General features: G+C 71.2%; 9 protein-coding genes, 1 tRNA gene and 1 pseudogene. 5 read left to right on the forward strand and 6 right to left on the reverse strand.

Annotated features, from left to right (window positions below):
- The first annotated feature begins 469 nt into the window (after positions 1 to 469).
- Complete coding sequence (locus tag G6R25_RS15725) at positions 470 to 1,237, forward strand: polysaccharide deacetylase family protein (RefSeq protein ID WP_163553556.1); 768 nt, start codon at positions 470 to 472, stop codon at positions 1,235 to 1,237.
- Here the strand turns inward: G6R25_RS15725 and G6R25_RS15730 are convergent.
- Positions 1,234 to 2,085, reverse strand: a complete 852-nt coding sequence (locus G6R25_RS15730; RefSeq protein WP_235948637.1) for an isocitrate lyase/PEP mutase family protein — start codon at positions 2,083 to 2,085, stop codon at positions 1,234 to 1,236. The two genes, G6R25_RS15725 and G6R25_RS15730, sit on opposite strands and share 4 nt — an antisense overlap.
- Before the next feature lie 358 nt (positions 2,086 to 2,443).
- Here G6R25_RS15730 and darT point away from each other — a divergent pair, with 358 nt between their 5' ends.
- Both darT and G6R25_RS15740 read left to right on the forward strand, forming a co-directional pair.
- Positions 2,444 to 3,055, forward strand: coding sequence for a type II toxin-antitoxin system toxin DNA ADP-ribosyl transferase DarT (gene darT / locus G6R25_RS15735; protein ID WP_163553557.1), 612 nt, complete (start codon positions 2,444 to 2,446; stop codon positions 3,053 to 3,055).
- Positions 3,056 to 3,072: 17 nt separating this feature from the next.
- A complete protein-coding gene (locus G6R25_RS15740; protein WP_136448719.1) occupies positions 3,073 to 3,576 on the forward strand; it encodes a macro domain-containing protein in 504 nt (167 codons plus the stop codon).
- A gap of 117 nt (positions 3,577 to 3,693) precedes the next feature.
- Here G6R25_RS15740 and G6R25_RS15745 read toward each other — a convergent pair whose 3' ends face one another.
- On the reverse strand, positions 3,694 to 5,265 hold the full coding sequence (locus tag G6R25_RS15745) for an aldehyde dehydrogenase family protein (protein ID WP_163553560.1): 1,572 nt from the start codon (positions 5,263 to 5,265) through the stop codon (positions 3,694 to 3,696).
- Between the two features lie 456 nt (positions 5,266 to 5,721).
- Here G6R25_RS15745 and G6R25_RS15750 point away from each other — a divergent pair, with 456 nt between their 5' ends.
- Positions 5,722 to 6,438, forward strand: a complete 717-nt coding sequence (locus tag G6R25_RS15750; RefSeq protein ID WP_136448721.1) for a response regulator — start codon at positions 5,722 to 5,724, stop codon at positions 6,436 to 6,438.
- 59 nt (positions 6,439 to 6,497) lie between these two features.
- On the opposite strand, the gene G6R25_RS15755 is transcribed toward G6R25_RS15750, so the two are convergent.
- The 4 genes from G6R25_RS15755 to lon form a co-directional block, all read right to left on the reverse strand.
- Positions 6,498 to 6,573, reverse strand: a tRNA-His gene (locus G6R25_RS15755).
- A gap of 159 nt (positions 6,574 to 6,732) precedes the next feature.
- Positions 6,733 to 7,431 (reverse strand): oligoribonuclease, encoded by a 699-nt coding sequence (orn, locus tag G6R25_RS15760; protein WP_235948640.1) that lies wholly within the window; start codon positions 7,429 to 7,431, stop codon positions 6,733 to 6,735.
- Positions 7,432 to 7,527: 96 nt separating this feature from the next.
- Positions 7,528 to 7,761 (reverse strand): hypothetical protein, encoded by a 234-nt coding sequence (locus tag G6R25_RS27425; RefSeq protein WP_235948643.1) that lies wholly within the window; start codon positions 7,759 to 7,761, stop codon positions 7,528 to 7,530.
- A 758-nt stretch (positions 7,762 to 8,519) separates the two neighbouring features.
- The gene (gene lon, locus G6R25_RS15770) at positions 8,520 to 11,099 is read right to left on the reverse strand and encodes an endopeptidase La (protein WP_163553564.1); all 2,580 of its coding nucleotides are present in this window, start codon (positions 11,097 to 11,099) and stop codon (positions 8,520 to 8,522) included.
- A 389-nt stretch (positions 11,100 to 11,488) separates the two neighbouring features.
- On the opposite strand from lon, the pseudogene G6R25_RS15775 reads away from it, so the two are divergent.
- Positions 11,489 to 12,447, forward strand: a pseudogene (locus G6R25_RS15775) (pirin family protein).
- Positions 12,448 to 12,552: the final 105 nt, after the last annotated feature.

Consider the following 12,552-nt stretch of genomic DNA (forward strand, 5'->3'; position numbering starts at 1 on the left):
CCACCGCCGCCGTCACACTCCGCGATCACCACCATGACCGCGGCCACGTGACACGGTCATGCAGATTCCGCGGGACCGCCCCCGACCCGGCCGCGTCCCACCTCCACCCGACGATCAAGGTGTTCCGCGGAACCGGAACTGGGCAGAATCCACTCCAGTCCGACCCGGTGAATTAAAGATCAGTAGCTGCCCGAGCCGCGGCTGGTGGTTGGCGGCGATGTCGACACCCCGGTGGGGACAGGGGTGTTGGCGCCTTTCTGCAGGGTCGGGGCCAGGGTCATGGTGCCTTCCGCGGGTCGGGGCGGCGGCTGGTCCGCCGGCCGCCGTCGACATGCCTGCGTGGAAGGTCGACATGTCTGCGTGGAAGAATGTATGCCGATCGGCCCGGAACGGCGGCCGGTCCTGACATTTCGGGCCGGTGGTGGGTCGCGCTGGGGGCGCGGCGCCACGTGTGGCAGAGTTTCGCCTCATGACGCGGTCCGTCACGACGCGCAGGTCAACTGTGGGGCGCCGCGCCGCCCGCACGGCGGTGGTGCTGGGTGCCACGGCGGGGCTCACCTACAGCCTGCCCTCGCTGGCCACGCTGCGCCGGCTGCGGCTGCGGGTCACCCCGCACCTCGCCGGGATCGGCGCCGCCGACCACGTCGCGCTCACCTTCGACGACGGGCCCGACCCCGTCTCGACCCCCCAGTTCCTCGAGGTGCTCGCCGAGCTCGACGTCCAGGCGACGTTCTTCGTCCTCGGCAGCCTGCTGGCGGACTCACCGGCCCTGGCCCGGGAGATGGTCGCCGCCGGTCACGAGCTCGCCGTGCACGGCTGGGACCACCGCCCGATGCTGCTGCGCGGCCCGCGGTCCACCCGCTACCAGCTCGAGCGCACCCGTGACCTGGTCGCCGAGGTCACCGGCCGCGCCCCCCGATTCGTCCGGCCGCCGCACGGCATCCTGTCCGCCGGACTGCTCGTCGCCGCCCGTGACCTGGAGCTGACGCCGGTGCTGTGGTCGGCGTGGGGCCGGGACTGGACCGCCGAGGCGACCCCGCGCAGCGTCCTGGCCACCCTCGCCCCCGACCTGCACGGTGGGGCCACCGTGCTGCTGCACGACTGCGACTGCACCTCGGCGCCCGGAGCCTGGCGCAGCGCGCTGGGCGCCCTGCCGGAGATCGCCGCCCGCTGCGACGACGCCGGCCTGCGCCTCGGCCCCCTCGCCGAGCACGGCCTGCCCGCCCCCGGGCCCTAACCGCCGCCGCCTGCCTGAGTATCACCCGGCCGTGGGCCCGCTACCAGGCGTGGACGATCGCCCTTCCCTCGCCGGCATCCGGCCAGAACGAGGGGTCCGCCCCGTCGAGCAGCTCCCGCACGGACCCGGCCGAGCGCGCCCAACGCGGCGAAGGCGAGTGCGCCGCCGGTCGAGATACGGGCGACGCCGAGCTCGGTGAGCTCCGCGATGCCCGGCCCACCCGGCATCAGCAGGACGTTGACCGGGCGGTCGAGCTCCGCAAGCACGCTGCGGATGTCCTGCGCGCGCCGCAGCCCCGGGGCGTAGAGGACGTCGGCGCCGGCCTGCTGGTAACGCTGCAACCGGCCGATCGTGTCGGCGAGGTCGTCCCGCCCGTGCAGGTGGTTCTCGGCGCGGGCGGTGAGGACGACTCGCCCGGCCGCTGCCTCGACAGCGGCGGCGATCCGGTCGGTGGCCAGGCCGAGCTCGTGGATCGAGCCCTGCCGGCCGCCGGTGAAGTCCTCGATCGAGCATCCGGCGAGCCCCGCGTCCACCGCGGCCCGCACCGTCGCCGCGACCTCGGCCGGCTCGGTGCCGAAACCGTTCTCCAGATCCGCGGAGACCGGCACGTCCACCGCGGCGGCGTGCGCGGCGGCGTGCCCGATCGTCTCCTCGCGGGTCACCGACTGGTCGAGCCGGCCGAGTGTGCCGGCGAACCCGGCGCTCGTCGTCCCCACCGCCTGGCAGCCGACCGCGACGAGCACCCGCGCCGCCCCCGCGTCCCAGGCATTCGGCATGATCAGCGGCGCCCCGGGGCGGTGCAACTCCCGAAACCGCTCGGCCCGCCCAGCCGCGGCCGTGGTTGTCACGGCGCCGTCACCCCTCGGGCTCCGATCCGGGCGCGATCGGGCTGGATCGCGACGGACAGCCGCCGGGCACAGATCCTCACCCGCTCAGCGTAGCGGAGCAGGTCCGCCAGCATGGCTGCGTTCCGTAACCGGACTATGTCTACGTCAGTGGACACATAGCGGCCAGTCGATGCCTGCCCGTGAATGGCGACGGGTCGGGTCTCCCTATTTGTGGCGACATCCAACGCGAACGTGACGGATAATGCCAAAGTTGCGGATCGACGTCGGATGGTGGATGCCCGGCTTCACCTTCCCGAGGCCCTCTGGTCGTCGAGGAGGTCAGCCGCCTGTCATGGCCCGATTCCAACCGACACCAGTCATGCACTTCACCCACCTCGATCATCTGGCCACGATCATGCGGGAGGGATTGTTGTCGGACACCGAGGTCCGACGGCGGGGCCTGCTGCGAACCGAGGTGGGCAACCAGGGCATCAAGCGCAGGCGCCGGGAGCGGTGTGTGCGAGTGCCGCCAGGTGGGGTCGTGGCCGACTATGTGCCCTTCTACTTCGCGCCGTGCAGCCCGATGATGTACGTCATCCACCAGGGCGGGGTCCCCACGTACGACGGAGGCTGCGATGACCTGGTGTACCTGGTCACCACGATCAGGCAAATCGCCGAGCTGGGACTGGCGCGGGTGTACACCGATCGGAACGCGGTCCTGCGGCCGGTCCGTTTCACCATCGACGACGGCGAGCTCGACTCACTCATCGACTGGGACCTCATGCAGGCGAAGATGTGGGCGGACACCGAGGCGGAACCTGACCGCAAGCAGCGCAGGATGGCCGAGTGTCTGGTCCACGAGCGGGTGCCGGGGGTGGCCTTCACCGAGGTCGTGGCACGGACGCCGGACCACGAGCGCCGCGCCCGTGCGGTGCTCGATACCGTAGGGGCGAAAGCGCGGGTAGTTGTCAGACCCGACTGGTACTTCTAGGGCATGAGGCGACGTTCATGATCACCGAGGCGGCCGGCAACCTGCTTCAAGCCGATGTCGATGCGCTGGTCAACACTGTGAACACCGCGGGTGTGATGGGCAAGGGCATCGCCCTGCAGTTTCGGCGTGCCTACCCCGAGATGTTCGTCGCCTACCAGGACGCGGCCAAGGCCGGCCAGCTCGAGCTCGGCCGCATGCACGTCTGGCCGACCGGCTCGTTCACCGGACCGCGATACGTGATCAATTTCCCGACCAAGGGGCACTGGCGATCCCGGTCCCGTCTCACCGATGTCGAGCGCGGGCTGGGGGACCTGGTTCGGGTCGTCGGCGAGCTGAATGTCCGGTCGCTCGCAGTGCCGCCGCTGGGCTGTGGCCACGGCGGGCTGGACTGGCAGCAGGTCGAGCCGCGGATCCGCGCCGCCTTCGGGGATCTCGATCAGGACGTGCACGTTCTTCTCTATCCCCCGGAAGGACCTCCACTCGCGGTCGCGTCGCATGCACAGCCGAGCGATCGTCGGTGACGCCGTCGCGGGCGGCGCTGGCGCGCGTTCCGGGACGGCCAGGTGGCCGGGAGACTGTGCGCCCCCCGGCCGATGCCCGACCGGGTCCGGAGTAGTCGTCTGGCTTCGAGGTGTCCCTCAGACCTCGGGGTAGAGGGAGTAGCTGGGGAAGTTGCCGACGAGGCGTTCGTTGGGGTCGGGCCCGACGGTGACGGCCCTGGCGAGGTGGGCGCCGCCGACGAACGCGCCCTTCCAGGATGCGCCGCGTCCGCCGAACGGTTCGTCGCGGTCGCCGCGGGAGCGTGGCTTGTTGACGCCGACCTTGAACGCCTGCAGCTCGCCGGCGAGGCGGCGGGCGTATGACTCGTCATCGCAGGCCAGGGAGGCGACCAGCGCGCCGTTGGAGGCGTCCATGGCGGCCAGCAGCTCGGCCTCGGAGTCGACGACGACGATCGTGTCGATCGGCCCGAACGGCTCGGCGTGGTGCAGCGCGCTGGCGGCGGGCGGGTGCAGGATCGCCACCGGCGGGACGTAGGCGGAGGTGTCCTGGCCGGGGATGAACCGGCCGTCGGCGAGGTCGCCGCGGTAGAGCGGCACGCCGCCCTTGGCGATCGCCTCGTCGACCTTCGCAGCGAGTTCCGTGGCCTTGTCGGTGGTGATGACGGGACCGTAGTCCAGCTCGGGTAGCGGGTCGGCGTCGTCGGCGACGGCGAGTGGATGGCCGAACCGGACCCCGGCGACCACCGGCAGGTACATCTCGAGGAAGCGGTCGAAGAGCTGGCGCTGGACGACGTAGCGGGGGTAGGCGGTGCAGCGCTGCTTGCCGTACTCGAAGCCCTTGCGCAGGTGGGCGGCGAGGGTGTCCCACTGGGAGAAGTCCCAGATGCCCCAGGCGTTGAGCCCCTCCTGCTCGAGGAAGTGGCGCTTTCCGGTGTCGACGAGGGCGGCGGCGACCTGCCCGCCGGCGGAGCGGCCGCCGACGAACGCCAGGCAGCCGATCTCCGGGGCGCGCACCAGCGCCGAGGACAGCCGCGAGCCCGACCCGCTCACCAGCGAGACCGGCAGGCCCTCCCGGCGGGCCAGGGCGCTGGCCAGGGTCAGGCAGGCGGCGCCGCCGTCGGTGGGGGTCTTCGCGATCGTGCCGTTGCCGGCGAGGATCTGGACCAGCATGGCGTGCATGAGCACGCTCATCGGGTAGTTCCAGCTCGCGATGTTGCTGACCGGGCCGGGCAGGGGGCCGCGGCCGGCGATCATGTCGTCGATCTCGTCGAGGTACCAGCGGACGCCGTCGAGGGCACGGTCGACGTCGGTGAGGGCGAGGCGCCAGGGCTTGCCGATCTCCCAGACGAGCAGCAGCGCCAGCAGTTCGCGGTGGGTGTCCATCGCGTCGACCGCGGCGCGGACGCGGGCCTTGCGCTCGGCCAGTGCCACGTCGCGCCATTCCTTGTGGTCGTCGAGGGCAGCCCTGATCGCCTCGTGCGCCTCCTCCTGGCCCAGCATGGGCGGTCCGGCGATCGGCGAGCCGTCGACGGGGGAGAGGCTGTGCAGGGAATTGCCGGTGCGGCGCCACTCGCCGCCCCACAGGTTGCGCAGGCGGTCGGAGTCGAACGCCTCCGGGGCGATCTCGTGGCAACGGGCGAACGCTTCGGACCAGGTCGTACCCGGCTTGATGTGGAGTCGCGGCTGAGGGGTGCTGATGGTCGCGGCCATACACATGAGATTGAGGGTCAACCGCCGCACGCGCCAGTAGAAGAGTGACGCATACCGTACATCTGATAATTCGATCGACCGCAGATAACGGTACCCACCGATTGACGGCCAGTAAATTGGCGTGACGAGCGCTCATTACGTGACCCGGACGCCGACCCTCCGATTGCCGCGCCCGCGCCCGGCCGTGGCACCCTGGTCGGACAACAACCCCCTGACCGGCCGAAACTGCTGCCGTTCCAGTGCCGAAGCCGGCGAAACGCGGTGACGGAGACCGTTCACCGCGTATTATTTCCGGCATGTCGGATGCGTTAATGGGGGGAGACGCGGGCGTCACTCGGGCGCTGTCACGACCTCTGGTGTGTACCTCATCACGTAGAGTGGAAGGGTGTCCGAACCATCTTTCGTTCGCGTCCGCGTCGTCGCCCGGACGATCCGATCCTGATTCCCGGATGTGTGATGACGGCCAGTGTCGTGCCGCCGTCGGCTGCTGAAGCCGACCCTGTCGAGGGCTCCGTACCGATCCGGGTCCTCGTTGTAGACGATCATGAGCTTTTTCTTCAGGGCCTGCAGACGGTCCTGGAGATCGAGGAGGACATCAGCGTCGTCGGCCGCGCCGGTGACGGCCAGGAGGCACTGACCCTGGCCTCCGGCACCTCGCCGGACATCGTGCTGATGGATGTCCGCATGCCCGGCCGGGACGGGATCGCCGCAGCCGGGGCGATCAAGCGGGCGATGCCGCGCACCCGGATCGTCATGCTCACCGTATCGGACGAGGAGTCCGACCTGTTCGAGGCGATCAAGGCGGGTGCCGTCGGGTACCTGCTCAAGTCGATCCCGCCGCACGAGGTGGCCGACGCCGTCCGCGCCGTGCACAACGGGCAGAGTCTGATCAGCCCGTCGATGGCGTCGAAGCTGATGGTCGAGTTCGCCACGATGGCCCGCGGAACCGAGGACCGCCCTCGCGTGCACGCCCCGCACCTGACCGCCCGCGAACTCGAGGTGCTCAAGCTCGTCGCGGAGGGCCGGGCGAACCGCGAGATCGCCCGCAAGCTGTTCATCAGCGAGAACACGGTCAAAAACCACGTGCGCAACATCCTGGACAAGCTCCAGCTGCACTCGCGGATGGAGGCCGTCATGTACGCGGTGCGCCAGGGCCTGTTCGACATCGAGTGATGCCCTGACGCAAGAAGGGCACATGCTGATCCACATTTAGATCAACATGTGCTCTGTGCTGGGGTGGGTGACGGGACTTGAACCCGCGACCACCGGGACCACAACCCGGTGCTCTACCAGCTGAGCTACACCCACCATGACCAATGACCACGCCTGGGGCGACCGATCGGGACGCGCCGGCAATCCCTTACCGGCATGGATCCCGAGTGTGCCGCCTGGGGCATCTCACCGAGCGAAGCCATCGTACCGGTCGAGGTCGCCTCGTGGGCAGGGGGGTCGCCGGTGACGTGGGCATCACGTTGCGTTTGCGCGGTCCGGGGCGGTCGACGGGGTGCCCTCCACCGCGGCGCCGTCGGGGGGCGTCGTCGGGGCGGGGGTGCCGGCGGGGAGCGCGGCGAGGATGGCGTCGGTCTGGGCGCGGACCTCGGCCGCGATCGTCCGGGCCTGCTCCGTGCCGGGACCGGGCGGCGGCACGAACAGCGCCCGCCGGTAGTAGCGCAGCTCCTCGATGCTTTCCTGGATGTCGGCCAGCGCCCGGTGGCCGCCGCGCTTGACCGGCGCGGCGTAGTACGTCCGCACGTACCAGCGCCGGGAGAGCTCCTTGATGGACGAGACGTCGATCATGCGGTAGTGGAGGTGGGCGTCCAGCGACGGCATGTAGCGGGCGAGGAAGGTGCGGTCGGTGGCGATCGAGTTGCCGCACAGCGGCGCCTTGCGCACCTCCGGCACGCGGGCGCGGACGTAGTCGAGGACCTGCGCCTCCGCGTCCACCAGGGGCAGCGTGGAGGCGCGGACGGCGGCGGTCAGGCCGGAGGTCTGGTGCATCTCGCGCACGACGGGCACCATCGCCTCCAGCGCCTCGTCCGGCGCCGAGATGACCAGGTCGATGCCCTCGTCGAGGATGTTTAGCTCACTGTCCGTAACCAAGCAGGCCACTTCCAGCAGCAGATCCGACGCGGCATCCAGGCCCGTCATCTCGCAGTCGATCCACACCAGACGATCCATCCCGCTGACACTAAGGTCTGCGGCCCGCAACGTCACGCGTACCCCCGAGAGTTGCTCGCAAGGTCGAGCAAATGGCGCCAGAGGTCAGCCGGTTGCAGCAATATCGTTACTCACAGTGAACTTGATGGAGATCTGGTCGCTCGCGACTTCGGTCGGGATGGCTGTCAGGGTGTAGTCCCCGTTCGGTACCTCGGTGGTCTGCCATCCGCTGGCATGGGGGTTGAACACGTAGGGCGTCCGCTCCAGGTCCAGCCGGAACGGGGCGATCGGCCCGTTGAGCACGTACTCCAGCGGGCCGTCGTAGTTGGCCGATTCCACCCGGATTACGCGGAAACCCGAGATTCGTTCGCCCGGCTGGATGCCGGCGAAGACGAGCAGCGTGTCGGGCGGCCGCGGGGGGCCGGGGCGAGGAGACGATCGGTGGCGGTGCGGGTGGCCGCGGCCACCGGGTGCGACGCGGGCTGGTTCTTGTCGTACCCGAAGACCAGAATCGGCATGAGTATCAGCGCTGCGAAGAACAGCGCCAAGCCGATCCAACCTCGTCTGAGGGCGTCCACGTTGTCCGGGTCCCTCCGCCACGCCGGCCCATGGGGGGATCCAATCACTCTAATGTGCCGGTTTTCGGCGCTTACCAGCGCCCTTACCTCGGGCGGGCGATCGTGGGCTTGGCGGGCGGCGGGCGATGGGCGGAGAGCGGGCGCCGGGGTGGGAGCCGTCAGCGGGTGCGCCGCCGGCCGGGCGGTCTGCTCGGCGGGCGTGCCTGGCCACGGTTGTCGCGCGGTCGCTGCCGCACCCCTTGTCGTTGGAACCCCAGGATGCGCTGCTGTGCGATGCGCTCCTGCCGAAGACAGCGGCCACTATCCACGCCCCGACCGTAGCCGCGATCGAGGGCGCGCGCCTGCCGCGTCACATGGTGTTTACCTTGTCCACGGCGTGTCGCTTGCGGGCCGTACGCGGACCAGTCCGGGCACACCGGCCCGCGTCAGCACCATCCGCCCAGCTCACGGCGGGCATCCGCCCGTGGTCCGCCCGGCGCCCGGGGGCATCGGGCGGACCACGGTAGGGCCAGGCCGGGATCAGGCGGCCAGGGCCGCGGGGGGCTGCCCGGCCCGCCCCGACGGCCGGCCGTGGCGGTCGGCGTCGAAGGCGGGTTCAAGCGCCAGGTTCAGCACCTCCCGGACGTCGGTCACCAGGTGAACGGTGAGCGCGTCGCGCACCGGGGCGGGCACGTCGTCGAGGTCCGGCCCGTTGCGCTGGGGCAGCAGCACGGTGGTGAGGCCGGCCCGGTGCGCGGCGAGCAGCTTCTGCTTCACCCCGCCGATCGGCAGCACCCGCCCGGTCAGCGACACCTCGCCGGTCATCGCCACCTCCGCCCGGACCGGCCGGCCGGACAGCAGCGACGCGAGCGCCGTCGTCATCGTCACCCCGGCGCTGGGCCCATCCTTCGGCACGGCCCCCGCGGGGACGTGCACGTGGACGCCGCGGTCGGCGAGGTCGCCGACGGGCAGCTCCAGCTCCACCCCGTGCGAGCGCAGGTAGGACAGGGCGATCTGCGCCGACTCCTTCATCACGTCGCCGAGCTGGCCGGTCAGCGTGATGCCCGCACCGCCCGTCTCCGGGTCGGCCAGGGACGCCTCGACGAACAGCACGTCGCCGCCGGCACCCGTGACCGCCAGGCCTGTCGCGACCCCGGGCAGGGCCGTGCGCTCCGCCGACTCCGGGGTGTGCCGGGGCCGGCCGAGGTAACCGGTCAGATTCCCGGCGTCGATCGCGGCCGGCAGCGTGGCCTCGCCGAGCGCCACCCGGGCGACGACCTTGCGCAGCAGCCGGGCGATCGAGCGTTCCAGGTCGCGCACGCCGGCCTCGCGGGTGTACTCCGCGGCCAGCGCGTGCAGGGCGTCGTCGCCGACGGTGACGTCGCCCTCGGTGAGCCCCGCCCGGTCGAGCTGACGGCGCAGCAGGTGGTCGCGGGCGATGACGACCTTCTCGTCCTCGGTGTAGCCGTCGAGTCGGATGAGTTCCATCCGGTCCAGCAGTGGCGCCGGGATGGCCTCCAGCATGTTCGCCGTGGCCAGGAACAGCACGTCGGAAAGGTCCAGCTCCACCTCGAGGTAGTGGTCGCGGAAGGTGTGGTTCTGCTCGGGGTCGAGCACCTCCAGCAGCGCCGCCGTCGGGTCGCCGCGGTAGTCCGCGGCGAGCTTGTCCACCTCGTCCAGCAACACCACCGGGTTCATCGACCCGGCCTCGCGGATCGCCCGCACGATGCGACCCGGCAGCGCCCCGACGTAGGTGCGCCGGTGGCCGCGGATCTCGGCCTCGTCGCGCACGCCGCCGAGCGCCACCCGGACGAACGAGCGGCCCATGGCCTTCGCGATCGACTCGCCGAGCGACGTCTTGCCGACGCCGGGCGGGCCGGCCAGCGCCAGCACCGCGCCGCCACGCCGGCCGCCGACGACCCCGAGGCCCGCGTCCGCACGCCGCCGGCGCACCGCCAGATGCTCGATGACCCGGTCCTTGACGTCGTCGAGCCCGGCATGGTCGGCGTCGAGCACGGCGCGGGCCGCGGTGATGTCGTAGGAATCCTCGGCGCGGACGTTCCACGGCAGGTCGAGGACGGTGTCGAGCCAGGTGCGGATCCAGCCGCCCTCGGGCGAGGACTCGGCCGCGCGCTCCAGCTTGTCGACCTCCTTGAGCGCCGCAGCCCGCACCTTCTCGGGCAGGTCCGCGGCCTCGACCCGGGCCCGGTAGGCAGCCGGCTCAGAGCCGTTCGCTCCATCGGCGCCGCCGCCCGAGCCGTTCAGCTCGGACAGCTCCTTGCGGATGGCCTCGAGCTGGCGGCGCAGGAGGAACTCGCGTTGCTGGCGGTCCATGCCCTCCTGGACGTCGCGGCGGATCGTCTCGGCGACGTCCAGCTCGGCCAGGTGCTCCTTCGTCCAGGTCAGCAGCCGCTCCAGGCGGGTGCCGACCGCCGGCGTGCCGAGCAGCTCGATCTTCTGCGCGGTCGTCAGGTAGGAGCTGTAGCCGGCCGTGTCGGCGAGCGTGGCGGGGTCGGTGATCGCGGCCACCGAGTCGACGACCTGCCAGGCGCCGCGTTGGCGCAGCAGGTCCGTGACCAGCGCTCGGTACTCCTTGGCGAGCTTATCCACCCGGGCGGCCTCGTCGGCTGGGGAGTCGGCGCGGGTGCCGGCCGGGTCATCGAGCGCGCCGAACGGAGCGGCCGCGTCATCGTCGACGACGACCGCGTCCACCCACCGCACGCCCGCACCGCTCCCACCATCGCCGGCAGTGGCATCGCGGGTGCCGCGGCCGGCCGGGGCAGGCCGCACGCCGCCGACGTGGGCCCGCGCCGTGCCACGCACGATCGCCGCCGAGCCGCCGCGCGGCAGCCGGCCGACCTGCTCGATCACCCCGACCGTGGCGACCTCGGCGAGCTCGCCGTCGACGCGGGGAACGAGCAGCACCTCGGCCGGCCGGCCGGCGGCGCGGCTGGCGATCCCCGGCGCGCGGGCGTCGGGGGAGCCGGCTGACCCGCCGGCACGGGCGGCGTCCACGGCTGCTCGGGTCTGCTCGTCGGACATGTCGAGGGAGACGACCATGCCGGGGAGGACGACGGCGTCGTCGAGCGGCAGGACGGGCAACACCCGGATCTGTGGCATGTGGTCCACCCTCACGTGAGGAAGTTGAGTCACCTGGACTTAAGTCCCCTAAGCCTACGGTTGTTCCCGAGGTTGCTCGCCCAGAGCGAACATCCCGATGCCCGTGCGCCCGCGCCCGACTGCCGGCCGCGGGCGTCTCCCTGCTTATCCAGCGGGTTTCGGCTTATCCAGAGAGTTTTGGGACCGATATATCCCTCCGGACAAGCAGAATGGGCGTGTTGGGGTCGGGGTGAGGTCGGGCAAGGTTGGGTGGGATCGGGCGAAGGGGCCGGCGGTGGGAAGGATTGCGGCGGGGGTGTGGTTGTGAGGGCCAGGTAGTTGCATGTACAACTGTCAAGGACGCCGGGACGGGCCCGCCAGGCGGCCGTAAGCAAAGCCAGGAGGACGACATGCCCGCCGACACCGTCCGGCTGCCCCGGCTGGCCGAGCCCGCGCTCGGTGCCGCCGACCGTCCGGTGCGCACGATCACGACCGCACCCAGTGGCTTCGAGGGCGAGGGGTTCCCGGTCCGTCGCGCCTTCGCCGGCGTCCGGCTTCCCGATCTCGACCCGTTCATCCACATGGACGAGATGGGCGCGGTCGACTACGGCCCCGGCGAGCCCAAGGGCACACTGTGGCACCCGCACCGCGGCTTCGAAACCGTCACCTACATGATCGACGGCACGTTCCAGCACCAGGCTCGCACGGCGGTGGCAGCCTCATCACCGACGGCGCGACGCAGTGGATGACCGCCGGGGCGGGCATCCTGCACATCGAGACCCCGCCGGAGGAGCTGGTCGTGCGCGGAGGCCTGTTTCACGGCATTCAGCTCTGGGTGAACCTCCCGGCTTGGGACAAGTTCACCCCGCCGCGTTACCAGAACCTCGAGGCCGGGCAGGTGCAGCTGGTCGCCTCGCCGGACGGTGGCGCGCTGCTGCGGGTCATCGCGGGCGAGGTGGGCGGGTACCGGGGCCCGGGTTCGACGCACACGCCGATCTCCGTCGTCTACGCGACGGTCAGCCCCGGCGCGCGGGTGCACCTGCCCTGGAACCCGGAGTTCAACGCCCTCGTCTACGTCCTGGGCGGCCGCGGTACGGTCGGTCCCGCGGGCCGGCCGATCGAGGCCGGGCAGCTCGCCGTCCTCGGTGCCGGGGATCTGGTGACGGTGGCCGCCGACACGCGGCAGGACGCGGTGACGCCGGCGCTGGAGGTCGTGTTCCTGGGCGGGCGCCCGATCCGCGAGCACGTCGAGGCGTACGGGCCGTTCGTCATGAACACCCGTGCGGAACTCATCCAGGCCGTCGAGGACTTCCAGGCCGGAAAGCTCGGCGTCATCCCCGCCGGCGCGCTCATGCCGCACCGCGGCTGAGAGTAGCTGCCCGGCGCGGCGACGATCACTGAGCTTTTCCCGGTAACGTTTCGTCGCTTTGCGTGATATCAATGTGGTGTTGGTGTGTTGGGTTTCAGGCGGTCC

This window comes from Candidatus Frankia alpina (assembly GCF_902806485.1).
Taxonomy (GTDB): Bacteria; Actinomycetota; Actinomycetes; order Frankiales; family Frankiaceae; genus Frankia; species Frankia alpina.

What these genes read in the sequence shown, in the direction of transcription:
- G6R25_RS15725 (WP_163553556.1), top strand. Translation starts at nt 470, where the DNA reads ATGACGCGGTCCGTCACGACGCGCAGGTCAACTGTGGGGCGCCGCGCC.
- darT (WP_163553557.1), top strand. Translation starts at nt 2,444, where the DNA reads ATGCACTTCACCCACCTCGATCATCTGGCCACGATCATGCGGGAGGGA.
- G6R25_RS15740 (WP_136448719.1), top strand. Translation starts at nt 3,073, where the DNA reads ATGATCACCGAGGCGGCCGGCAACCTGCTTCAAGCCGATGTCGATGCG.
- G6R25_RS15745 (WP_163553560.1), bottom strand. Translation starts at nt 5,265, where the DNA reads ATGGCCGCGACCATCAGCACCCCTCAGCCGCGACTCCACATCAAGCCG.
- G6R25_RS15750 (WP_136448721.1), top strand. Translation starts at nt 5,722, where the DNA reads ATGACGGCCAGTGTCGTGCCGCCGTCGGCTGCTGAAGCCGACCCTGTC.
- lon (WP_163553564.1), bottom strand. Translation starts at nt 11,099, where the DNA reads ATGCCACAGATCCGGGTGTTGCCCGTCCTGCCGCTCGACGACGCCGTC.